This is a genomic window from Microbacterium sp. NPDC089321 (assembly GCF_040684935.1).
Lineage (GTDB): Bacteria > Actinomycetota > Actinomycetes > Actinomycetales > Microbacteriaceae > Microbacterium.
The window spans coordinates 371635-394859 of the sequence record NZ_JBFBGX010000002.1 but is presented as its reverse complement, the minus strand read 5'-3'; the positions used below and the strand labels follow the sequence as shown (position 1 = coordinate 394859).

General features: G+C 68.5%; 23 protein-coding genes. 2 read left to right on the top strand and 21 right to left on the bottom strand.

Annotated features, from left to right (window positions below; translation table 11 throughout):
- Nucleotides 1–8: 8 nt before the first annotated feature.
- The 17 genes from AB0N59_RS09885 to prmC form a co-directional block, all read right to left on the bottom strand.
- A complete protein-coding gene (locus AB0N59_RS09885; RefSeq protein WP_363482258.1) occupies nucleotides 9–2714 on the bottom strand; it encodes an FtsK/SpoIIIE domain-containing protein in 2706 nt (901 codons plus the stop codon).
- Between the two features lie 58 nt (nucleotides 2715–2772).
- Nucleotides 2773–3630 (bottom strand): protein phosphatase 2C domain-containing protein, encoded by an 858-nt coding sequence (locus AB0N59_RS09880; protein WP_363482255.1) that lies wholly within the window; start codon nucleotides 3628–3630, stop codon nucleotides 2773–2775.
- Nucleotides 3631–3702: 72 nt separating this feature from the next.
- Nucleotides 3703–4686 carry an aldo/keto reductase gene (locus AB0N59_RS09875; protein ID WP_363482252.1) on the bottom strand — a complete coding sequence of 328 codons (984 nt, stop codon included), beginning with the start codon at nucleotides 4684–4686 and terminating at the stop codon, nucleotides 3703–3705.
- A 93-nt stretch (nucleotides 4687–4779) separates the two neighbouring features.
- Complete coding sequence (locus AB0N59_RS09870; protein WP_363482249.1) at nucleotides 4780–5598, bottom strand: large exoprotein; 819 nt, start codon at nucleotides 5596–5598, stop codon at nucleotides 4780–4782.
- A 132-nt stretch (nucleotides 5599–5730) separates the two neighbouring features.
- Complete coding sequence (gene yaaA / locus AB0N59_RS09865) at nucleotides 5731–6471, bottom strand: peroxide stress protein YaaA (RefSeq protein WP_363482246.1); 741 nt, start codon at nucleotides 6469–6471, stop codon at nucleotides 5731–5733.
- Between the two features lie 76 nt (nucleotides 6472–6547).
- On the bottom strand, nucleotides 6548–6808 hold the full coding sequence (locus AB0N59_RS09860; protein WP_182252895.1) for a F0F1 ATP synthase subunit epsilon: 261 nt from the start codon (nucleotides 6806–6808) through the stop codon (nucleotides 6548–6550).
- A 2-nt stretch (nucleotides 6809–6810) separates the two neighbouring features.
- Complete coding sequence (atpD, locus tag AB0N59_RS09855) at nucleotides 6811–8265, bottom strand: F0F1 ATP synthase subunit beta (protein WP_363482242.1); 1455 nt, start codon at nucleotides 8263–8265, stop codon at nucleotides 6811–6813.
- Between the two features lie 24 nt (nucleotides 8266–8289).
- On the bottom strand, nucleotides 8290–9186 hold the full coding sequence (locus tag AB0N59_RS09850) for a F0F1 ATP synthase subunit gamma (protein ID WP_204976194.1): 897 nt from the start codon (nucleotides 9184–9186) through the stop codon (nucleotides 8290–8292).
- A 19-nt stretch (nucleotides 9187–9205) separates the two neighbouring features.
- Entirely contained in the window at nucleotides 9206–10846 is a 1641-nt protein-coding gene (gene atpA / locus AB0N59_RS09845) for a F0F1 ATP synthase subunit alpha (protein WP_363482238.1), read from the bottom strand.
- A 50-nt stretch (nucleotides 10847–10896) separates the two neighbouring features.
- The gene (locus AB0N59_RS09840; RefSeq protein ID WP_363482235.1) at nucleotides 10897–11685 is read right to left on the bottom strand and encodes a F0F1 ATP synthase subunit delta; all 789 of its coding nucleotides are present in this window, start codon (nucleotides 11683–11685) and stop codon (nucleotides 10897–10899) included.
- The gene (locus AB0N59_RS09835; protein WP_363482232.1) at nucleotides 11685–12230 is read right to left on the bottom strand and encodes a F0F1 ATP synthase subunit B; all 546 of its coding nucleotides are present in this window, start codon (nucleotides 12228–12230) and stop codon (nucleotides 11685–11687) included. The genes AB0N59_RS09840 and AB0N59_RS09835 overlap by 1 nt, the downstream gene beginning before the upstream one ends.
- 27 nt (nucleotides 12231–12257) lie before the next feature.
- Entirely contained in the window at nucleotides 12258–12494 is a 237-nt protein-coding gene (gene atpE / locus AB0N59_RS09830; RefSeq protein ID WP_071642243.1) for an ATP synthase F0 subunit C, read from the bottom strand.
- A gap of 43 nt (nucleotides 12495–12537) precedes the next feature.
- Nucleotides 12538–13281, bottom strand: coding sequence for a F0F1 ATP synthase subunit A (atpB, locus tag AB0N59_RS09825; protein WP_204976191.1), 744 nt, complete (start codon nucleotides 13279–13281; stop codon nucleotides 12538–12540).
- Between the two features lie 179 nt (nucleotides 13282–13460).
- The gene (locus AB0N59_RS09820; protein WP_363482229.1) at nucleotides 13461–13970 is read right to left on the bottom strand and encodes a hypothetical protein; all 510 of its coding nucleotides are present in this window, start codon (nucleotides 13968–13970) and stop codon (nucleotides 13461–13463) included.
- Entirely contained in the window at nucleotides 13970–15154 is a 1185-nt protein-coding gene (locus tag AB0N59_RS09815; protein WP_363482226.1) for an MraY family glycosyltransferase, read from the bottom strand. The genes AB0N59_RS09820 and AB0N59_RS09815 overlap by 1 nt, the downstream gene beginning before the upstream one ends.
- Nucleotides 15151–15867 (bottom strand): L-threonylcarbamoyladenylate synthase, encoded by a 717-nt coding sequence (locus AB0N59_RS09810; protein WP_363482223.1) that lies wholly within the window; start codon nucleotides 15865–15867, stop codon nucleotides 15151–15153. Before AB0N59_RS09810 ends, AB0N59_RS09815 begins: the two co-directional genes overlap by 4 nt.
- 64 nt (nucleotides 15868–15931) lie before the next feature.
- Nucleotides 15932–16789 carry a peptide chain release factor N(5)-glutamine methyltransferase gene (gene prmC / locus AB0N59_RS09805; protein ID WP_363482220.1) on the bottom strand — a complete coding sequence of 286 codons (858 nt, stop codon included), beginning with the start codon at nucleotides 16787–16789 and terminating at the stop codon, nucleotides 15932–15934.
- A gap of 102 nt (nucleotides 16790–16891) precedes the next feature.
- Between prmC and cysK the strand changes: the two genes are divergently transcribed.
- Nucleotides 16892–17830: a cysteine synthase A gene (gene cysK / locus AB0N59_RS09800; protein WP_363482217.1), complete on the top strand. Its 939-nt coding sequence runs from the start codon at nucleotides 16892–16894 to the stop codon at nucleotides 17828–17830.
- 8 nt (nucleotides 17831–17838) lie between these two features.
- A complete protein-coding gene (gene epsC, locus AB0N59_RS09795) occupies nucleotides 17839–18408 on the top strand; it encodes a serine O-acetyltransferase EpsC (protein WP_363482214.1) in 570 nt (189 codons plus the stop codon).
- Between the two features lie 27 nt (nucleotides 18409–18435).
- Here the strand turns inward: epsC and AB0N59_RS09790 are convergent, their stop codons facing one another.
- From AB0N59_RS09790 to thrB, 4 genes are all read right to left on the bottom strand, one after another.
- Nucleotides 18436–18945: a GNAT family N-acetyltransferase gene (locus AB0N59_RS09790; RefSeq protein WP_363482212.1), complete on the bottom strand. Its 510-nt coding sequence runs from the start codon at nucleotides 18943–18945 to the stop codon at nucleotides 18436–18438.
- A complete protein-coding gene (gene prfA / locus AB0N59_RS09785) occupies nucleotides 18942–20024 on the bottom strand; it encodes a peptide chain release factor 1 (protein WP_363482209.1) in 1083 nt (360 codons plus the stop codon). The genes AB0N59_RS09790 and prfA overlap by 4 nt, the downstream gene beginning before the upstream one ends.
- Before the next feature lie 24 nt (nucleotides 20025–20048).
- Nucleotides 20049–22109: a transcription termination factor Rho gene (rho, locus tag AB0N59_RS09780; RefSeq protein WP_363482206.1), complete on the bottom strand. Its 2061-nt coding sequence runs from the start codon at nucleotides 22107–22109 to the stop codon at nucleotides 20049–20051.
- A 166-nt stretch (nucleotides 22110–22275) separates the two neighbouring features.
- Nucleotides 22276–23184 carry a homoserine kinase gene (gene thrB / locus AB0N59_RS09775; protein WP_363484182.1) on the bottom strand — a complete coding sequence of 303 codons (909 nt, stop codon included), beginning with the start codon at nucleotides 23182–23184 and terminating at the stop codon, nucleotides 22276–22278.
- Nucleotides 23185–23225: the final 41 nt, after the last annotated feature.

The following is a 23225-nucleotide window of genomic DNA, read 5'->3' as shown; positions in this document are numbered from 1 at the left end:
CCCGGCGATCACCCCAGCCGAACCCTGCGGGGACGACGCCCCGACTCGACCGCCCACGCCCTGCCCTCATGAGGTCGGGCGAAGGGCGGCGTCTCGCGCACGCCGCCGAGCTGACGCAGCTCCGGTGCGCACTCGGCGGCGATGATCAGCTCCCCCTCGCTTCGGATGCGCTGCAGCCGCGCCCATTGCGAACGCCACTCCTCGGGGTCGCCGACGATCACGACGGGCGCATCGCCGGCATCCGGGACCTCCGCCGTCGCACCGAGCTGAGCCAGAGTCGTCACCCGACAGCCGGGGTGAGCGGAAGCCAGCGCGGCCCGAGTGCCCTCGACAGCCGGTGTCACCACCCCGGAGCGCCGCAGGCGCGGATGCCAGCCGGCGACCGCTCTGACGAGGTCGCCCGCGGGTGCGCGATCCGTCCAGCACAGCTGCACGTCACGACCGTCGACCCAGGCGCGTCCAGGCGGACGATGCGGATCGAACGCGCCCGACTCACCGCCGGCGGCGACGTGCTCGACCCGACTGCCCACCCGCAGCAGAGCGCGGCGTGCGAGTCCATCCAGCAGCCGCCCGACCGGACCCGACGAGCGCGAGGCCGTGATGACCGCGCCGGCCGGCGACCGCACGATCGTCTCCCAGCGGCTCAGGAATAGCTGCGCATGCTCGGACGGATACTGTGCGACCAGCACGTCGAGATCGTCGCACAGCACCACGCCGTGACGACCGGTGGACAGCTCGGCTACAGCGTCCCATGCTTCCTCCGCGTCGGTGGGCACGACGACGGCATCGGGCAGCTGGGTCCGCAGCGCCCGGATCAGCGTGCTCTTTCCCGAACCGGGACCGCCGATCACCCCGAGCGCCTCGCCGCGCGCGAGGCGGACCCAGGGCTGGCTCTGGTGGTCCGGATCGTCGGCGCGACCGAGCACCACCGCATCCTGCGCGTCATCGGCAGCCGCAGGGGGCACATCGATCACGGACGGCAGCGGTGGCAGCCATGGGCTGCCCTGCCTGGGCGCTCTCGCCCACTGCTGCGCGACGGCGGCCAGGTCGGCGGGCGATGTGAGAGCCACCCGCATCGGATGAGGCTCGACATCCTCCGGGCGGCGCACGTAGCCCAGACCTCGGCTCTCCAACCCGCCAGGCAGATCGGCGGCCGCGTCCGAGCCGATCACGAGACGGCTGTCCGCCGACTCCGCGACACGGAGACTGAGCCGCAGCGGACAGTTCGCGGCCAGGGCGTCCCGGATCACTCCCCCGGCCCTCTGGGTCCCGAGCACGAGATGCATCCCGAGCGCCCGCCCGCGGGCGGCGATGTCGGTGAAGATCTGCGCCAGATCCGGGTGCTCCTGAACGAGTGCGGCGAACTCGTCGACGACGATCACCAGACGCCCGAGCGAGGGGCACTCGCGCACGTCACGAGCACCTGCCGCCGCGAGGGCGGCTTCGCGCCGTCGCAGCTCGGCGCTGAGACTGCCGACGCCGCGGCGGGCACCGACCGAGTCCAGGTCGGTCACAACGGCCACGACGTGCGGCAGGGTGCGCAGCGGCTCGAACGCCGTTCCGCCCTTGAAGTCGATCAGCACGAATGCCACCTCGCTCGGACTGTGTCCTGCGGCGATGGCCGCCACCCAGCTGGTGAGCAGCTCGCTCTTGCCCGTGCCTGTCATCCCGGTGACGATCGCGTGCGGTCCGTCGTCGACGAGGTCGATCAGCAGGTCGCCATGCTGTCCGCGGCCGAACCGAGCGGCGAGCCGCCCGTCGCCACCGGAAGTCGGATCGATCTCGGCGAGGGCGACCGTGTCGGGCACCTCGGACCCTTCGTCGTCGCGGCGTGCCGTTCCCACCGCGATCGCTGCGGTCTGCCGCACCGACAGTCCCTCCAGGGAGAGCTCCCGAACACCAGCGGCAGTGCGCGCCCGCGCTCTGCCGGGGGCTGTGAAGTCGAGCACGGTGGTGACGCCCTCCGGCGGCTCTGCACCGGGGGTCCGGATGCAGATCACGGCGTCCGCGGCATCCGAGCCCTCCCCCAGACGCAGCCGGAAGCGCGCACGACGCCGGCCGGCGTGCGGGAACGCGTCGCATCCCCAGGAGGCGACGCCCGCGCCGTGCAGACTGAGCTCTGCCGGCCCGAATCGGAGGCACAGCTGCGTCACGAGCGCCCGGATGATGGCGGCCGCGACGGGCTCGGGACCGCGGACGCATATGCCGCCACCGAGTTCGACGATGACCGGTGCGTCAGCGAGCCGTTGCGCACGCTCGCGGAAGGATCGGGCCCGTTCGTCATCGCCACCCGAGGCGCGCACGCTGCTGCGCCCATCCCCGCGCCCGATCACCACCTCGGTGCCTGAACCCACCGGCACGCGTCCGCGCAAGGGCGGGTCGAGCAGGCAGCCCGCTGCGTCAGGAGTTCGGTGCCACAGCATCTGGTGCTCCTGATCGTGCAGCCGCGCGAGCTCCTCGTCAGCGCGCCGCCAGGCGAGATCGGTCTCGTCCTGTGCTCGTCTGCGACCACGCCGCCGAGCCCGCACCCCGTCGAAGAACGACGCGAGCAGCATCAACGGTCCGATGGCGGCGAAGCACAGGGAGAACAGCGAACCCGTGACCATCCACAGCACGATGCCGGCGATGACGGGCACGATCGCCGCCAGCAGCGGAAGCTGCGGGCGTGCCGGCTCGGCCGGGGCTGCGGGGAGGACGATGGTCGTGGCATCCATCCGCCCATTTCAGCCCATCGATGGAATCAGATCCCGCCTCTCCACAGGCGGGGCCTGGTCAATCCGCGGTCGAGGGCTCTGTGGAGGGAGAGTGCTCAGCTTCGGCCGAATCGGCTTCCTCCTGTGCCGCGCCGTGATCGCCGTCGTCTTCGGAAGCACCCGTGTACCGCACGTTCAGCACGATCAGCGTGACGTTGTCGCGCCCGCCGTTCTCGAGCGCAGCCTCCACCATCGCGCTCACTGCAGCTGCGGGTTCGGAGTTCTCGCGAAGGAAGTGCAGGATGCCGTAGTCGGTGAGCTCTTTGGTGAGACCGTCTGAGCAGATGATGAAGCGATCCCCGTCGACGACGTCGATCGCCACGTAGTCAGGAGAGACCAGCTCGTTCGCGCCGACGGCACGCGTGATCACATTGCTGTACGGATGCGCGTCGGCCTCTTCCGGGCTGATCTTGCCCGATGAGATGAGCTCCTGGACGACCGAGTGATCGGTGGTGACCTGGATGAGTCGTCCGTCGCGCTCGAGGTAGACCCGGGAATCGCCGATGTTCAGCGAGATCCAGCGCCAGCCGTCTTCGCCGCGGTCGAGATAGACGCCGGTCAGCGTCGTGCCCGTTCCCTCGTCTGTGGTGTCCGGATGCTGGTGGATGTCGTCGACGGCGAGCTGCAGAGCGGCGAGGATGCGATCGTCGTCGATGTGTCCTGCATCGACCATGTCGGAGAGCCGGTCGACCGTCGCCTGGCTGGCGATCTCGCCGCCCGCATGGCCGCCCATGCCGTCGGCGACGATGTACAGCGGGTACTTCGCGAGAAAGGAGTCCTGATTGTTCTCGCGACGGCGCCCGCGGTCTGTGATCCCCGCCCAGGTGAGCTCCAGCTCATCGCTGACGCGGAACGTCTGCGTCGTGGTCTCAGGCACGTGGGTTCTCCGTCGGACTGCTGAGCGGCGGGGACGCCGCAGGGTTCATGTTCATCGTAGTGGTGCGCGCGCTCACATCCGGTCGGCCGGGTCGTCGACGAGCGGGAACAGCGCATCGATCTCGGCCAGGTCGGCCGCACCAGGGGTCCACGCGTCGGCCGCTTCGGCATTCGCCTCGACCTGCTCCGGCCTCGTGGCCCCGGCGATCACGCTCGACACACCCGGCTGGGCGAGCAGCCAGCCGAACGTCGCCTGCAGCATCGAGATGCCGCGCTGCACGCAGAACTGCTGGTACCGCTCGAGCGCGTCCCACGGGGCGTCCGCCCAGATGTGCTGCCGCGTTTCCATGATCCGACTACCCGACGGCCCGCCTTCGCGGGTGAACTTGCCCGTCAGCAGGCCGTTCTTCAGGGGGAAGAACGGGAAGAAGCCCAGGTCGTACCTGTTCACGGCGGGAAGCACCTCGCGCTCTGAGGCGCGGGCGAGAAGCGAGTAGTGATTCTGCGCCGAGATGAAGCGGCCGGTCGACCGGGCACGTGAGGTGAACTCGGCTTCGGCGATCTGCCAGCCGGTGAAGTTCGAGTGCCCGTAGTAGCGGATCTTGCCCTCGTCGACGAGTTCGTCGAGCGCGTCGATGGTCTCGGCGATCGGCGTCTGCGCATCGGGAAGGTGCAGCTGATAAAGGTCGATCCAGTCGGTGCGCAGGCGCCGCAGCGACTGCTCCACCGCATGGCGCACATACCGACGCGACCCGCGCCCGCCGGGGAAGTCGTAGCCCATATCGCGCTCGTGACCGAACTTGGTCGCGAGCACTGCGCGGTCGCGGCGCCCCTCGAGCACCTCCCCCATCAGCTCTTCGCTGCGTCCGGCGTCGGCGCCGTACATGTCGGCGGTGTCGAAGAAGAAGACACCGTTCGCAAGCGCCGCGTCGATCACCGCGCGCGTGCCCTCGAGCGTCTCGGTCACGGTGCCGGCACGGCCGAAGTTGTTGCAGCCGAGACCGGCGGTGGATACGACGAGTCCGGATGCGCCGACGCGGCGCTGCGAGGTAGCCATGCATCCACACTATCGGGGCCTCCGGACGCGTCGTCCGCCATCACGATGAGAAGAAGCCCTCGACGTCGTCGAGGGCTTCTTCATCGGATCAGCTCACGCGGGCGGCTGCGTCGGGTCGTTGGGCGACGCGGGCGGGGCCGGAGGCGCGGGCGGGGCGGTCGGCGGCGCTGCAGGCGGCGCGGGGGGCGCAGGCGGAGTGGCGGGAGGAGGCACCGGGGCGCCCGGCGCAGGCGGAACAGGAGCACCCGGGTTGTGCGGGGCGCCGTAGCCCGGCTGCGTCGGCTGGCCGTAACCGGGCTGAGCAGGCGGGGCGTAACCGGGCTGAGCCGGCGGCTGGTATCCCTGAGGTGCCGGAGGCTGATAGCCCTGTGGAGCTGCGTAGCCGGTCGCGGGAGCCGCGCTCTGGCCGGGCTGCGCGGGAATCCCCTCCCACACGGTGTTGTCGCCCAGGAAGCTGTTGCCCGCCCATGGAGCCGGCGCGATGCTGGGGTTCCAGCGCGAACGGTCGAACGCGACGATGCCCATCCAGACGATGTTGAGCAGCACGAACAGGATGACCCATGCCGCTTCCTTCTGCAGCTTGAGGCCGACGCGCCAGCCGGCCATCGCGAAGAGGGCGGTGAAGACCAGACCGAAGATGCTGCCGATGCCGGTCCACGACAGCAGGATCGTGGCGCCGAGGGCGTACAGCACGAGCCAGGGGCTCATGTCGCCGAGCTTGAAGAAGATCATCTCCCGGTAGACGGGCACCCACGCCCTCCACTTGCCCTGAACACCGGCCTTCTCGAAGATCTTCATCATGAAGATCGACGAGAGGACATACATGATCGGCCCGACGATGAAGAGCAGGATGCCCAGAAGGGCGAACATCGCGGCGAGGCCCTCATAGCCCCCGTAGTCGCCATAGTCCATGAGTGAACCACTTCCCTCGTTGAGAGGAAGCGGTTTCGCTCCCCCGTGCGCATCTCGCGCACGGTCATGCTAGCGAAGCGTCCGCACCCCGGGCAACGATGCATCACCGCTCGCGAGGCCGGCCGTGGAAGGTCAGTCGGCGACCACGAGCTCCAGAACACCGGCATCCTGCGCTTCTCGCAGACGGATGCCCTGCTCGTCGGCCCACGCGATCAGCGCCGGGACGGTGCTCCCTCTCGGGCGTGTCGTCGCAAGCGCACGCACGAACGCGCCCTTCGCCTTCTTGTTGAAGTGATTCAGCGCACGCCCCTTGTCCGTGACCACCCGCACATAAGCCGAGGAGACGACTCCGGCGACGGGCCCGAGCGCCACATACGACTCGCTGCGCAGGTCGAGGACGAAACCGCAGTCGGACAGTGCGGCTGACGTCGCCTCCGCCCAATGCCGCTTCAGCGGGCGGATGCCAGGAAGCGACGTCCCTGCGGCCAGGCGATAGGCGGGGATCTCATCCAGTGCGCCGATCGGTCCGAACGGAGCGGAATGGATCATCACATGCGAGCCGAGCCACCGCCGTGAGGCCGCGTCGAGCGATGCGGCGTCGAGCGCGTCGTAGAGCACTCCGGTATAGCGGTCTATCGCGGCCATCGTGGGGGCCGTGCGCAGCATCCGGTTGTGCTCGACGTCACCCGCCTGACGCTCGCTCAGCTTGAGGACACGTCGCGCTTCGGCCGGGTCGGAGCTGAGCTCGACGAGGGCATCGACGACCTCTGCGCGCTGTGCGGTCAGCGACGGCAGAGCGAGCGCGTCGAGGCGCAGAGGACGGCCGGTGCCGCCGGCACGCTTGGTCTCGGATGGGGGCAGAAGGATCTTCATGGGCTCCACACAGACGAAGCGTCCGCCTCGGAACGTGCAGGGCACGGACCGAGGCGGACGCCGGGTTGTCTTGCTGTCAGGCGATCAGAGCGGCGTTGCCTGCCACGATCGTCAGGGTGTCGCCCTCCATCGAGAGGAACCCATCCTGCGCGTTCGCGAGCACCTTGCTGCCGTCGGTCTGAGTGATGCGGACCTCGCCCTGGGCGAGGATGGCCAGCACCGGCTCGTGACCGGACATGATGCCGATCTCGCCCTCGACGGTCTTGGCGACGACGAGCGACGCCTCCCCCGTCCAGACCTCCGCATCAGCGGAGACGAGGCTCACGTGCAGCGCCATGGTCAGGCGTTCTCCTTCTGGATCTTCGCCCAAGCCTCTTCGACGTCCGAGATGCCACCGACGTTGAAGAACGCCTGCTCCGCGACGTGGTCGAAGTCACCGCGGCAGATCGCATCGAACGACTCGATGGTCTCCTTGAGCGGGACGGTCGAGCCCTCGACACCGGTGAACTTCTTCGCCATGTAGGTGTTCTGCGAAAGGAACTGCTGGATGCGACGTGCGCGGGAGACGACGATCTTGTCCTCTTCCGAGAGCTCGTCGACACCGAGGATCGCGATGATCTCCTGCAGCTCCTTGTTCTTCTGGAGGATCTGCTTCACCGTGGTGGCGACGCGGTAGTGGTCTTCACCCAGGTAGCGGGGGTCCATGATCCGCGAGGTGGACGTCAGCGGGTCGATGGCCGGGTAGAGACCCTTCGACGCGATCTCACGCGAGAGCTCGGTGGTGGCGTCGAGGTGCGCGAACGTGGTCGCCGGAGCCGGGTCGGTGTAGTCGTCGGCCGGCACGTAGATCGCCTGCAGCGAGGTGATCGAGTGACCGCGCGTCGAGGTGATGCGCTCCTGCAGGAGGCCCATCTCGTCGGCGAGGTTCGGCTGGTAGCCCACGGCCGAGGGCATGCGGCCCAGCAGCGTGGAGACCTCGGAACCGGCCTGCGTGAAGCGGAAGATGTTGTCGATGAAGAGCAGCACGTCCTGCTTCTGCACATCGCGGAAGTACTCCGCCATGGTCAGCGCCGAGAGCGCGACACGGAGACGGGTCCCCGGCGGCTCGTCCATCTGGCCGAAGACGAGGGCGGTCTTGTCGAAGACGCCCGCCTCCTCCATCTCGTGGATGAGGTCGTTGCCCTCACGGGTGCGCTCGCCGACACCGGCGAACACCGACACACCACCGTGGTCCTGCGCGACGCGCTGGATCATCTCCTGGATGAGCACGGTCTTGCCGACACCTGCACCACCGAACAGACCGATCTTTCCACCCTGCACGTAGGGGGTCAGGAGGTCGATCGACTTGATGCCGGTCTCGAACATGGTGGTCTTCGACTCGAGCTGGTCGAAGTTGGGCGCCTTGCGGTGGATCGGCCAGCGCTCGGTGACCTCGATGGTCTCGCCGGGCTCGGCGTTGAGGACCTCGCCGATCACGTTGAAGACCTTGCCCTTGGTCACGTCGCCGACGGGGACCGAGATGGCCTCACCGGTGTCGCGAACCTCCTGGCCGCGGACGATGCCGTCGGTCGGCTTCAGGGCGATGGCGCGAACGAGGTCGTCGCCGAGGTGCTGCGCGACCTCGAGCGTGATCTCAGTGGAGTCCTCGCCGATCGTGATCGTGGTCTTGAGGGCGTTGTAGATCTCGGGAATCGAGTCGTGCGGGAACTCGATGTCGACAACCGGACCGTTGACGCGTGCAACGCGTCCGACGACCGCGGTCGCCGGCTGCTCAGCCGTGGCGGTGGTGGTCATATCTCGTCTCTTCTCCTGATGGTCTTATTTGCTCGACGAGAGGGCGTCGGCTCCACCGACGATCTCTGCGATCTGCTGGGTGATCTCCGCCTGGCGAGCGTTGTTGCGCAGGCGGGTGTAGTCGGTGATCAGCTTGTCGGCGTTGTCGCTCGCCGACTTCATCGCCTTCTGCGTCGCGGCCTGCTTGGCGGCCGAGGACTGCAGAAGGGCGTTGAACACGCGGCTCTGGATGTACACCGGCAGGATCGCGTCGAGCACGGTCTCTGCGTCGGGCTCGAACTCGTAGAGCGGGTAGACGGCCGCGCTCGCGGTGTCTTCAGCCTCTTCGATCTCGAGCGGCAGCAGACGCAGAGCCGTGGGCTCCTGCGTCATCATGCTGACGAAGCGGTTGTACACCAGCACGATCTCGTCGACGCCCTCGGACTCGCCGCCGCGCAGGAACGCCTGCTGCAGCGTGTGCGCGATCTCCTCCGCCGTGTGGAACGACGGCGTGTCGGTGTCGCCGATCCACTCGGCCGCGGACTCGATCCGACGGAACTGGAAGTACCCGACGGCCTTGCGACCGACCAGGTAGTAGACCGGCTCGCGGCCGAGCTCGCGCAGACGCTCGCCCTGCTCCAGGCCCTCACGGATCACCTGGGAGTTGAACGCGCCGGCGAGACCACGGTCGCTCGAGAAGATGACGACCGCCGTACGGCGGATCGTCTCTGCCTCGCGAGTGAGCGGGTGATCGACACTGGAGTGCGTCGCGACGGCGGACACGGCCCTCGTCACGGCCTGCGCGAAGGGGCTGGACGCCTTGACGCGTGCCATCGCCTTCTGAATGCGCGAAGCCGCGATGAGTTCCATCGCCTTCGTGATCTTCTTGGTCGTCTGAGCAGAAGAGATCTTCTGCTTGTAGACCCTGAGTTGAGCGCCCATGAATCAGTACCTCACGCGATTACGCGCGACGACCCTTGACGATCTTCTCCTGGCTGACGTCACCGGCATCCTCGGCCGAGACCTGCTCGTTGCCCGGAGCACCGATCGACTGGCCCTTGCCACCCTGGAACTCCAGGATGAAGGCGTCGGTCTGCTTGTCGAGCTCTGCGACCGTGGCGTCGTCGAGGACGTTGGTCTCGCGCAGCGTGTCGAGGATCGACGTGTTGCGACGCAGGTAGTCGAGCAGATCGCGCTCGAAGCGCAGCACATCCTCGATCTCGAGCGAGTCGAGCTTGCCGTTGGTTCCGGCCCAGATCGAGACGACCTGCTCCTCGACGGGATACGGCGAGTACTGCGGCTGCTTGAGCAGCTCGGTCAGACGGGCGCCACGGGCGAGCTGACGACGCGAGGCCGCGTCGAGGTCGGATGCGAACATCGCGAACGCCTCGAGCGAACGGTACTGCGCGAGCTCGAGCTTCAGCGTTCCGGAGACCTTCTTGATCGACTTGACCTGAGCGTCACCACCGACTCGCGAGACCGAGATACCCACGTCGACCGCCGGACGCTGGTTGGCGTTGAAGAGGTCGGACTGCAGGAAGATCTGGCCGTCGGTGATCGAGATCACGTTGGTGGGGATGTAGGCCGAGACGTCGTTGGCCTTGGTCTCGATGATCGGCAGACCCGTCATCGAACCGGCACCGAGCTCGTCGGACAGCTTCGCGCAGCGCTCGAGCAGACGCGAGTGCAGGTAGAAGACGTCACCCGGGTATGCCTCGCGGCCCGGCGGGCGACGCAGCAGAAGCGACACGGCACGGTAGGCCTCGGCCTGCTTCGACAGGTCATCGAAGATGATCAGGACGTGCTTGCCGCCGTACATCCAGTGCTGGCCGATGGCCGAGCCGGTGTAGGGCGCCAGGTACTTGAAGCCGGCCGGGTCGGACGCGGGCGCGGCGACGATCGTCGTGTACTCGAGGGCACCGGCCTCTTCCAGCGCGCCCTTGACGGAGGCGATGGTCGAGCCCTTCTGGCCGATCGCGACGTAGATGCAGCGGACCTGCTTGCTGACGTCGCCCGACTCCCAGTTGGCCTTCTGGTTGATGATCGTGTCGATCGCGATGGCCGTCTTGCCCGTCTGGCGGTCGCCGATGATGAGCTGACGCTGGCCGCGACCGACGGGGATCATGGCGTCGATGGCCTTGATTCCGGTCTGCATCGGCTCGTGGACCGACTTGCGCTGCATGACGCCGGGCGCCTGCAGCTCGAGCTCACGCGAGCCCTCGGTCGCGATGGCGCCGAGTCCGTCGATCGGGTTGCCGAGCGGGTCGACGACGCGACCCAGGTAGCCGTCGCCGACCGGGACCGAGAGGACCTCGCCGGTGCGGGTGACTTCCTGGCCGGCCTCGATGCCGGTGAAGTCGCCGAGGACGACCACGCCGATCTCGTGCTCGTCGAGGTTCAGGGCCAGGCCCTTGGTGCCGTCCGCGAAGGTGACGAGCTCGTTGGCCATGACGCCGGGCAGTCCCTCGACGTGCGCGATGCCATCGGCCGCGTCGATGACGGTGCCGACCTCGGTCGCCACGGCGCCGGTGGGCTCGTAGGCGTCGGCGAAGTTCTTCAGCGCGTCACGGATGACGTCGGGGCTGATCGATAGTTCTGCCATTGTCTTCCCTTTGTGTGTCTGGGTGGGCGCGGTTCCCCGCGTCAAGTTGTTCAGCTCGCGAGCTTCTGGCGAAGGTCGGCGAGTCGGGCGGAGATGCTGCCGTCGATGACATCATCGGCGATCTGCACGCGCAGGCCCCCGACGACGGTCGCGTCGATCACCTGGTTGATGGAGATCTCGCCGCCATAGCGACGTGCCAGCGCGTCGCGCAGGCGCGTCTCCTGAGCAGCGGAGAGAGCGGTCGCGGTGTATACCGTCGCCACCGCACGACCGGCCTGAGCGGAGACGATGTCGGTCGCACGACTGAGCACCTGGCGCACACGACGCTCGCGCGGCATGCGCACCAGCGACGAGGCGACCAGGACGGTCGCGGGCGACGCGGAGCCGCCGAGCACCTTCTCGACCAGTTCGCCCTTCGCCGACGCACCGCCGAGGCGGCTGCCGAGAGCGAGCTCGAGCTCGGGGTTCGCCGCGACGACGCGCGAGAAGCCGAAGAGCTCACCTGCGATGTCGTCGCCGGGGGCCGCCTTCGCGGCCGCGCGGATGGCGAGCTCCTCGACGCCGTCGATCAGGTCGGACACCGACGACCAGCGCTGTGCGGCGACCGTGATCAGCAGCGAGCGCACCGGAGCCGAGACACCGGCGAACACAGCTGAGACGAGCGCGCTGCGCGCCTCAGCCGGAGCCGCGGGATCGGCGAGCGCGCCGCTCAGCTGGGCCGACTCCCCGATGGCGCGGGCCGAAGCGAAGAGCTCGGCCGCGCTGTCGAGGTTCAGGCCCGACGCTGCGGCAAGCGCGTCCGTCGATGCCGCGAGTGCCTGAGTGGTCGCGCTGCCCATTACTTGGCCTTCTCGAGGTCGGCGAGGAAGCGGTCGACGACCGCCGTCGCGCGAGCGTCATCGGTGAGGGTCTCCCCCACGACGCCGCCGGCCAGGTCGATCGCGAGCGTGCCGACCTCGCTGCGCAGCGAGACGAACGCCGCCTGGCGCTCCGCCTCGATCTGCGTGTGAGCGGCCGCGGTGATGCGGTTCGCCTCGGCGACCGCCGTCTCCTTGGCCTCGGTCACGATCTTCTTGCCGTCCTCACGGGCGGCCTCGCGGATCTCACCGGCCTCGGTGCGGGCCTCGGCGAGCTGGCGGGTGTACTCCTCCAGCGCTGCCTCAGCCTGCTTCTGGGCCTCATCAGCCTTGGCGATGTTGCCTTCGATGGCGGCCGAGCGCTCGTCGAGGATCGCGGTCAGGCGAGGAAGGGCGACCTTCCACACCACGATGAGGATGATGAGGAACCACAGGCCCGACCAGATGATGTCGTACCACGCGGGGATGAGCGGGTTCTGCGCCTCGGTCTCCGCCGCCGCGAGGTTCGTGACAAGAGCGTTCAGCATCCTGTCTCCTTCAGAAGTCGGTGCGGATTACGGGAAGGGGATGAATGCGACGGCGATGCCGACGAACGCAAGCGCCTCGGTGAAGGCGATACCGATCCACATGAGGACCTGGAGACGACCGGCCAGCTCGGGCTGACGGGCGACACCCTCGATGGTCTTGCCGACGACGATGCCCACGCCGATAGCCGGTCCGATGGCGGCGAGGCCGTAGCCGACTGCACCGATGTGACCGTTGATTTCAGCGAGAACCGTAGTAGCGTCCACGGGTTTTTCCTTTCGTTGGGTGGGACGGCAGTTGCCGACCCGCTCAGTGCTCTTCTGCGACCGCGAGCTGGATGTAGATCGCGGTGAGGACGGTGAAGACGTACGACTGCAGGACGACGACCAGGATCTCGAAGAGAGTGAAGGCGCCGCCGAAGGCGAGGGTGCCGACGCCGAGCGCCGCCCATCCGCCACCTGCGGTGAAGAAGAAGAAGTGCGTTGCTGCGAAGCAGAGCACGAGGATCATGTGACCGACGACGAGGTTCATCATCAGACGGAGGGTGAGCGTCACCGGGCGGATGATGAAGGTGGAGATGAACTCCAGCGGGGTGACGATGATGTAGACGGGCCACGGAACGCCGGCGGGGAAGAGCGAGTTCTTCCAGAAGCCGAGGGGGCTCTTCTTCATGCCGGCGTAGATGAAGGTCACGTAGCTGATGATCGCCAGCGTGAGCGGCACGGCGATGATCGCGGTTCCCGGCATGTTGAGGAACGGGATGATGCCCGTGATGTTCATGAACAGGATCATGAAGAACATGGTCACGAGCAGCGGCGCGAACCGCTCGCCGTCCTTGCGTCCGAGCAGGTCGTGGCCGATGCCGTTGCGCACGAAGCCGATGCCCATCTCGACGAGACTCTGGAAGCGACCGGGCACGACCGTCATGCGACGGGTTCCGAGCCACATGATCAGCACGACGGCGATCACCGAGAGCAGCTGGATGAGGTGGATGCGGTGCATCGGCACGACGCCGAACGCGTTGAACAGGATCTCCGGGAAGAACTCGTCCATCGAGGGGCCGTGGAATTCACCGTCACCGGCGATCGGACGAACGGTCAGGGTCGCAACGGGATTCAAAAGCGCGGGCTCCAGCTTCGGGTCACCGGTCGGAACCGGGGCGACGAGGGACGGTGTGCATCAGCGCAAGCGCTCGCGAGACGAGCGGCGGGCACGGGTAAACACTACCAGATTCAACGGTCGCCATCCGCCGCGGCGTGGCCCTGCCGACCATCCACGTCGGGCTCGTCCTCCGGATTGGTCGTCGGGAGGTCGATGTCGCTGACGTTGGGCAGGCGCATGCGCATGAGCACGATCATGTCGACCACGAGCGAGAGCACGACGCCCGCCACGATCGACAGGAAGAACACCATCGGCGAGATCCACGGCTGTCCGCCCAGGATGATCATCACGACGAGGAACACGCCGAGCTTGAGCAGCCAGCCGCCCAGGACGATCGCGAAGAACAGCTGCACGTAGATCGGGTCGCCGAACCAGCGGTTCGCGAACAGGATGCTGCCCGCTGTGATCCCGAGGAACAGGAACGCGAGCAGCACGCCGATCAGGCCGCTCCACATCCCGCTCCTGCCGTCGGCGGCATATCCGATCCCTGCTGCGGCCAGGGCGAGCACGAGGGCCGCGCCTGCGGACCACGCGAGCGTGCGGCGCAGGATCGGTGTGCTGGAGACGGGGCTCGAGGTCATCAGGGCTCCCTGTGTGTTTCGGAGGCGGATTCGTCCAGGCTGGACGAGGAGGAGGATGCCGAGCGGGCGCGCGGCGGAGTGCGCGTGACGATGAGGCAGGCGGTGATGCCGACGACCCCGAACGCGATGGCGGCGAAGTAGCCGCCAGGCCAGTCCTGGCGACCGGCGATGTACATGAGCAGCACGGTCAGCGAGATGACGGCGCTCCATGCGTAGAAGATGAGCACCGCATCGCGGTGACGGTGGCCGAGGTCGAGCATCCGGTGATGCAGATGCTTGCGGTCGGGCGAGAACGGCGACTTGCCGGCGCGCATGCGGCGGAACACGGCGAGACCGAAGTCGAGCAGCGGCAGCATCACGATCACCAGCGGCAGGACGATCGGGATGAACGCTCCGAGAAGCTGGGAGCGTCCGAAGCGCTCGGGGTCGAAGGCGTTCACATCGCCCTGGGTGGTGAGCGCGATCGTCGACGTCGCCATCAGAAGGCCGAGCACCAGGGCACCGGAATCGCCCATGAAGAGCTTCGCCGGACTCCAGTTCAGCGGGAGGAATCCGAGGCAGGCGCCGATGAGCACGGCGGCGAGGAACGTCGCGAGGTTGAAGTAGCTCGTGGCTCCCGAGTCGCGGGTCAGGATGTACGCGTACACGAAGAACACGCCGTTGGCGATCAGGCAGACCCCGGCGACGAGACCGTCGAGCCCGTCGATGAAGTTCACCGCGTTCATCACGACCACGATCGCGAACATGGTGATCGAGATGCTCACCCAGCTCGAGACGAGGATCATGTCGCCGACGGGCAGCGACAGGATCTGCAGGCCTCCCCCGACCGAGATGATGCCGGCCGCGAGGAACTGCGCGGCGAGCTTGATCATCCAATCGAGATCGATGAGGTCGTCGGTCACCCCGACCACCGCGATCAGCAGAGCTGCGGCGAGGATCGCCCACAGGGTGTTCGGCGGTGACCACATGCGCTCGAAGAACGGGTTGGCCGCCGAGATCAGGATCGCCGCGGCGATGCCGATGAACATCGCCACCCCGCCCAGCCGGGGCGTCGGGGTCTTGTGCACGTCGCGTTCACGGATGCCGGGGTAGAGCTTGAACCTCAGGCTCAGACGCCACACCGCCCACGACAGCGCGAAGGTGATCGCCGCCGTCAGGATGATCGTGAACAGGTACTGCTTCACTCTTCGTCGACCGGGCTCTCGTCGACCTCGGCGGGGTCCTCCTCCGGCTCGAGCAGGTCTCCGAGCACCTCGGCCAGCCGCTCTCGGCTGATCGCGCCCTCGCGCAGGATGCGCACAAGAGGGGCCTCGCCCTCGGGAGTGGCGACCAGCGAGGTCGCATCGACGATCGTCGACGGGATGCCGTTCTCGCTGTAGCCCTCTTCGAGGTACACCGCGACCCTGTCGCCGAGCATCTCCTGAGCGTCGGAGGCGATGATCGCGGCGTCGCGGCCCGTGAGGTTGGCGCTCGACACCGCGAGCGGACCGGTCTCGGCGAGCAGCTCGAGGGCGACGCGACGGTCGGGCATCCGCACGGCGACGGTGCCCTTGGTCTCGCCGAGGTCCCAGGTCAGGGACGGCTGAGCGGGCAGGACGATCGTGAGTCCGCCCGGCCAGAACGCGTCGACGAGCTTCTGCACCGCCGCGGGCACCTCCTCGACGAGTGCTGCGAGCACGTCCGGGCCGGCCACCAGCACGGGCGGAGGCATGTCGCGCCCGCGACCCTTCGCGTCGAGCAGGCGCTGCACCGCGGCCGGCGAGAAGGCGTCGGCGGCGATGCCGTAGACGGTGTCGGTGGGCAGCACGATGAGCTCACCGCGGGCGATGGCCTGGCGGGCGTGGCGCATGCCGGCGAGGATCTGAGAATCGTCGCGGCAATCGAAGACAGTTGACATGGCATCACCAGTCTACTTCGGTCAGCTTCGTGACCACCTGGCAGGGCTCAGCGCAGCAGGCGCGTCAGGCGCGCAGTGCCGTCGTCGCGCGGTCGCGTCGCGTGAGGTCCTGGTGCGTCGCCGCTGCGCACCAGCCGTCGACGGCCAGGATGTCGCGGATGGCCGCACCCTGGAGTTCTCCGTGCTCGAGCACGAGGAGGCCGCCGGCGTGCAGCAGCTCCTGCGCGCGGCGGCTGATCACGCGCACGACGTCGAGGCCGTCGGCTCCGCCGTACAGCGCCTGTGCGGGATCGTGCAGTCGCACCTCGGGATCGCGAGGGATCGCCGCGTCGGGCACATACGGCGGGTTGGAGATGACGACGTCGACCGCGCCCCGCAGCTCGTCGAGCTCTGTCGCGAGATCACCGTGCACGAGAGTCAGGTTCTCGACTCCCTGCACGTTGCGAGCCGCCCAGGCGTGGGCCTCGGCGGAGCGCTCGACGGCGTGCACGCGCGCATGCGGCACCTCGGTCGCCATCGCGAGCGCGATCGCCCCGCTGCCCGTTCCGAGGTCCACCGCGATCGGTGCGGACGAGGCGCTCTCCAGGAGCGCATCGATCGCGAACTGCACGACCGTCTCGGTCTCGGGCCGGGGCACGAAGACGCCGGGTCCGACAGCGAGCTCGAGGTGGCGGAACGCCGCACGCCCGGTCAGATGCTGCAGCGGCTCCCGGGCCGCCCGGCGGTCTACGAGAGACGCCAGCCGCTCGGCATCCGGATCGGTCATCTCATCGCCGCGGACGACGGCAGCCTGCAGTTCGCCCCGCCCCCGTCCGAGCACATGTCCGATCAGCAGCTCGGCGTCGACGAGCGGATCGGGAACGCCGGCGTCTGCCAGTCGCTGCGCGACGGCGCGCAGCTGCGCGGAGATCAGGATGGGCATCCTCTCAGCGTAGGCGGTGGACGGATGCGGTCACATTCCGTCATCCGGAGAGGCCCGCACCGTAGGCTGATCTCGCTGAGCCCCGCATACGAAAGGTCCGTCATGACCGGAATCCACAACGACATCACGAGCACCTTCGGCAACACTCCGCTCGTGCGGCTGAACCACCTCACCGAGGGCATCGATGCCACCGTGCTCGTCAAGCTCGAGTCGTTCAACCCGGCATCCAGCGTGAAGGACCGCATCGGCATCGCGATCGTCGATGCCGCCGAGGCGTCGGGCGAGCTCAAGCCGGGCGGCACGATCGTCGAGGCGACCAGCGGCAACACCGGCATCGCGCTCGCGATGGTCGGTGCCGCGCGCGGCTACCGCGTCATCCTGACGATGCCCGCGTCGATGTCGAAGGAACGCCGGGTTCTGCTCAAGGCGTTCGGTGCCGAACTCGTGCTCTCCGACCCCACGAAGGGCATGAGCGGCGCGATCGAGACCCTCAAGGAGATCATCGAAAGCACCCCAGGGGCTGTGTGGGCCCGTCAGTTCGAGAACGCCGCGAACCCTCAGGTGCACCGCGACACCACTGCCCAGGAGATCCTCCGCGACACCGGCGGCGAGGTCGACGTCTTCGTCGCAGGCGTCGGCACCGGCGGCACCGTCACCGGCACCGGTCAGGCGCTCAAGGCGGCCATCCCCGGCATCAAGGTCATCGCCGTCGAGCCGAAGGACTCCCCCCTGCTCTCCGAAGGACGCACGGGACCGGCCAAGATCCAGGGCATCGGCCCGAACTTCGTTCCTCCCGTGCTCGACCGCGACGTGATCGACGAGATCATCACCGCCGAGTTCGATGAGTCGATCGCCACCGCCCGGGCTCTGGCCGCCAAGGAGGGCATGCTGGTCGGAATCTCGTGCGGTGCCGCCGTCGCGCAGGCACTCAAGGTCGCCGCCCGCCCCGAGAACGCCGGAAAGACCATCGTCGTCATCGCCCCCGACACGGGCGAGCGCTACATCAGCACCGCGCTGTTCGAAGACCTGCGCGAGGACTGATCCGCGCCGTGGGCATGTTCTCCCGGGTCCGCGAAGACCTCGCGGCTGCACGTCGCCGCGACCCCGCCGCCCGCAGCGGGGTCGAGGTGGCCCTGCTGTACCCGGGGCTGCACGCGGTCTGGAGCCACCGGCTCTGGCACGCTCTGTGGCGACGCGACCTGCGCTTCGTGGCGAGGATGGGCTCGCAGGTGACCCGCTGGCTCACCGGCATCGAGATCCACCCGGGTGCGCGGATCGGAAGGCGCTTCTTCATCGATCACGGCATGGGCGTCGTGATCGGCGAGACCGCTGAGATCGGCGACGATGTCATGCTCTATCACGGGGTCACGCTCGGCGGTCGAACGCGTGATCACGGCAAGCGGCACCCCACCCTCGAGGACGGGGTGTCAGTGGGTGCCGGTGCGAAGATCCTCGGCCCCGTACGCATCGGTGCGCGTTCCGTGGTCGGCGCGAACGCCGTCGTGACGAAGGACTCCCCGGCAGACAGCATTTTGGTGGGCGTGCCGGCGAAGCCGCGTCAGCGCACCGAGCGCGACGATTCACGCGCTCTGCTCACTGCGGCTGACTACGTGATCTGAGGTCGGCGAGATCCCGCCGCACGGGGCTCAGAGCGCGAGATGCATCACGTGCAGCCCCACCGGACCGTGCCGGCGGGAGTCGAATGCCGCCGGCACCGTGCCGATGATCTCGAAGCCGAGCGACTGCCAGAGGCGCACCGCGCCGGTGTTCGTCTCGACCACAGCGTTGAACTGGATGGCCGAGAACCCCTGGGCGCGGTGCCATTCGATCATGTGGCGCGCCAGCGCCGTGCCGACTCCCGCGCCGCGAACGGACGGGTCGACCATGAAGGACGCGGTCCCGACATGCGACCCTCGTCCGGGGCGGTTCGGTCCCATCTTCGCCGACCCCACGACGCGCCCATCGAGCACGGCGACCACCGTGCGGGCGGGAGCCTGCTCCATCCACAGCGCCGACGCCTGCTCCGAGCTGAGGCCGTCCGGGTAGGCGTACGTCTCTCCGTCTTCGACGATGGCGGAGAAGAACGGGAAGATCTGAGGCCAGTCCTGGGCGGTGGCGTCGCGGATCAGCATCCCGTCGCTTCTGGTCGCACTCACGACGCGTCGCCGCCCAGGGCCGCCAGACGGGCCTCCTCATCCGCGTGGATCGCGGACTCGATGATGGGCTCGAGGGCTCCATCCATGACCTGATCGAGGTTGTACGCCTTGTACCCGGTGCGATGGTCGGCGATGCGGTTCTCGGGGAAGTTGTAGGTGCGGATGCGCTCGGAGCGGTCCATGCCCCGGATCTGCGAACGACGGGCGTCGGATGCAGCTGCGTCGAGCTCCTCCTGCTGCTTGGCGAGCAGCCGCGCGCGGAGCACGCGCATGGCCGCCTCACGGTTCTGCAGCTGCGACTTCTCGTTCTGCATCGACACGACGATGCCCGTGGGCACATGCGTGATGCGCACCGCCGAGTCGGTGGTGTTGACCGACTGACCGCCGGGGCCGGATGAGCGGTAGACGTCGATCTTCAGATCGTTCTGGTCGATCTGGATCTCTTCCGGCTCGTCGACCTCGGGGAAGACGAGGACGCCCGTCGTCGAGGTGTGGATGCGGCCCTGCGACTCGGTCGCGGGAACGCGCTGCACTCGATGCACTCCGCCTTCGTACTTCAGGTGCGCCCAGACGCCCTGCGACGGATCGGTCGATGATCCCTTGATCGCGACCTGCACGTCCTTGTAACCGCCGAGATCGGACTCGTTGCGCTCGAGCAGCTCGGTCTTCCAGCCCTTCGAGGCGGCGTACTGCACGTACATGCGCAGCAGGTCGGCGGCGAACAGCGCCGACTCGGCCCCGCCCTCCCCCGCCTTGATCTCCATGATCACGTCACGCGCGTCGTCGGGATCGCGAGGAATCAGGAGGCGGCGGAGCTTCTCCTGAGCGACGCGCAGCCCCTCCTCGAGAACGGGCACCTCGTCGGCGAACGCGTCGTCTTCTCTGGCGAGCTCGCGAGCCGCGTCGAGATCGTCCGACGCGGCCGTCCACGCCTCGTGTGCGGCGACGATGCGGTTCAGCTCCGCATAGCGCCGGTTGACGCGTTTGGCGCGAGCGGCATCGGCGTGCACCGCCGGGTCGGAGAGCTCCTCCTGCACCCGGCGATGCTCCTCGATGAGGGCCTGGACCGAATCGAACACGCCTCTGCTCCGCTCAGCGGTGGATCAGCGGATGCTGTTCTCGTGGGCGTGCGAGCCGCCGTTCGAGCCCGGCGTCGGCACCGACTTCTGCATCTGGAAGAGGAACTCCACGTTGGAGCCGGTCTCCTTGAGCTTGCCGAGAACGACCTCGAGCGCCTGCTGCGGGTCGAGGCCCGCGAGGGCGCGCCGCAGCTTCCAGGTGATCTTGACCTCGTCGGCCGAGAGCAGCATCTCCTCGCGGCGCGTGCTGGACGCGTTCACGTCGACGGCCGGGAAGATGCGCTTGTCGGCGAGCTGACGAGACAGACGCAGCTCGCTGTTGCCGGTGCCCTTGAACTCCTCGAAGATCACCTCGTCCATCTTCGAGCCGGTCTCGACGAGAGCGGTCGCGAGGATGGTCAGCGAGCCGCCGTTCTCGATGTTGCGGGCAGCGCCGAAGAAGCGCTTGGGCGGGTACAGCGCGGCGGCGTCGACGCCTCCGGTGAGCACGCGGCCCGACGCGGGGGTCGAGATGTTGTACGCGCGTCCCAGGCGGGTGATCGAATCGAGCAGCACGACGACGTCGCGGCCCAGCTCGACAAGGCGCTTGGCACGCTCGATGGCGAGTTCGGCGACCGTGGTGTGGTCTTCCGCCGGACGATCGAAGGTCGAGGCGATGACCTCGCCCTTGACCGTGCGCTGCATGTCGGTGACCTCTTCGGGGCGCTCATCGACGAGCACGACCATGAGGTGCACCTCGGGGTTGTTCTGAGCGATCGCATTGGCGATCTGCTGCAGGACGATCGTCTTGCCCGCCTTGGGCGGTGCGACGATCAGGCCGCGCTGGCCCTTGCCGATCGGGGCGACGAGGTCGATGATCCGCTGGGTGAGCTTCTCGGGGGCGGTCTCGAGCCGCAGGCGCTCCTGAGGGTACAGCGGGGTCAGCTTGCCGAACTCGACGCGGTTCGCGGCGTCGTCGGGAGACAGGCCGTTGATCGAGTCGACCTTCACCAGCGCGTTGTACTTCTGGCGGCCCTGCTGCTCGCCCTCTCGCGGCTGCTTGATCGCGCCGACGACCGCATCGCCCTTGCGCAGGTTGTACTTCTTGACCTGCCCAAGCGAGACGTACACGTCGCTGGAGCCCGCGAGGTAGCCGGTGGTGCGCACGAAGGCGTAGTTGTCGAGGACATCGAGGATCCCGGCGACGGGGATCAGCACGTCGTCTTCGCCGATCTCGGTCTCGAACTCGTCGGCGGTGGCGTTGACTGCACCGCGGCGCTTGCTGCCCCGCTGGCGCCCGCGGCCCGAGCCGCCCTCGTCGTCGGAGTCGTTCTGACGGTCGTTCTGACCGCTGCCACTCTGCGAGCCGCCGTTCTGTCCGTTGGAGCTCTGGCCGTTCTGGGCGTTGCCCCCGCGGCCACGGCTGCGGCTGCGGCTGCGGCTGCGGCTGCGACCGGAGCCCTCGCCGTCGGTCTCGCCGTCACCGTTGCCCTGATCCGCTGATGCCTGCGCCTGCTCGCCCGGCGCGGAGTCGGCGGTCCCCTCCACCGGAGCCTCGTTCTCGGCGGCCTTGGCGCCGCGACGGCCGCGCGCCGGGCGCTTCGCGGGCTCGGAGGCAGCGTCAGCCGACTGCTCGTCGCTGCCGCCCTTCTCCTTCTTGCCCGCCGTCGCGCCGGCGTCATCCGCGGGAGCGTCGGGGGCACCGTCGGCATCCGCCGCGGTCGCAGCCTCGGCATCGGACTTCTTGGGGCGAGCGGCGCGCTTGCGAGCAGGCTTCGCCGGCGCCTCGGCGTCGTCGGACTTCTCTGCGGCCGGCGTCGTCGGTGCGGCCTCGGCCGGAGCATCGGCCGCCGGGAGGTCGAGCGTCTCGGCGTCGGCCTTCTTGGCGCGCGTGCGACGCGGGGCCTTGGCCTTCGGCTGCTCGTCGGCGGGGGCCGCGTCCGAAGCCGGGGCGGCGGGCGTCTCGACCGCGGATGCCTCGGCGGCGGCCGCAGCGGATGCCGTGGTGGCGCGACGCGGCGCGCGCTTGCGCGCGGGTGCCGCGGCCTCGGTCGCCGCCGATTCGGTGGCCCGGGTGTCGTTCTGGGTCTCGGAGAGGTTCTCCACGAGTACTCCCTCATATGTCGTGGGAAGACGAGCAGTCCGACGAGCACGCAGCGGATGCCGCGTGCATCACACGCGCCGACGCAGAGCGCCTGCCAGCCAGTTCCTGGATGTTCCTGGGGATCGCGTGCGGACTTCGCAGAATTGCGATAGGGCGAGAATCACGAAGTTACGTGGTGCCCTCCGCTCGTTCCCTCACTGTACCACCCTGCACGTCCACGGCGAGCATGTGCGCCTGCCACGGAGTGTCCGTGACGGCATCCGCGACCTCCACCGCGCGCTGTCGCGCGCCGGGGCCGTCTGCCAGCACGAGAACGCTGGGGCCTGCGCCCGATACGACCGCGGCGAAGCCCTCGGCGCGCAGCGCCTGCACCAGCCGGAGCGTCTCGGGCATCGCGGGACCGCGATAGTCCTGATGAAGCCGATCGTCGGTCGCGTCGAGCAGCAGCTCGGGGCTCTGCGTGAGCGCAGCGATCAGCAGGGCCGAGCGGGACACATTGAAGACCGCGTCCTCGCGGGAGACCTGCGGTGGCTGCAGCGAGCGGGCCAGCGACGTCGACATGGTGAAACCGGGGACGAACACCAGCGGAGCGACGCCGCGATGCACCAGCAGCTTCTTGTGCTGCGGTCCGCGCTCCCCGGTCCAGGCGATCGTGAGGCCGCCGAACAGGGCCGGTGCCACATTGTCGGGATGACCCTCGAGCTCGGTCGCCAGGCGCAGCAGGGTCTCATCGTCGAGGTCGACGTCGCCGGCGAGCAGCCCCTTCGCGATGAGGATGCCCGCTGTCACCGCCGCGCCCGACGACCCGAGACCGCGACCATGCGGCACGCCGTTCTCGGCGTGCAGGTGCAGACCCGGCATCCGACGGCCGGCGTCGGCGTACGCGTGCGCGATCGACCTGACGACGAGGTTGCTCGCGTCGGTGGGGATCTCGTCTGCGCCCGACCCGGCGACCTCGATCACCAGGCGGTCGTCGTCGAACGACGACGCCGTGAGCGTGTCGTACACGCTCAGTGCGAGGCCGAGGGTGTCGAAGCCCGGGCCCAGGTTGGCGCTGGTCGCGGGCACCGTCACCATGACCGTGCGCACTGCGCCGTCGACGAGCGGCGCCTCGCCGG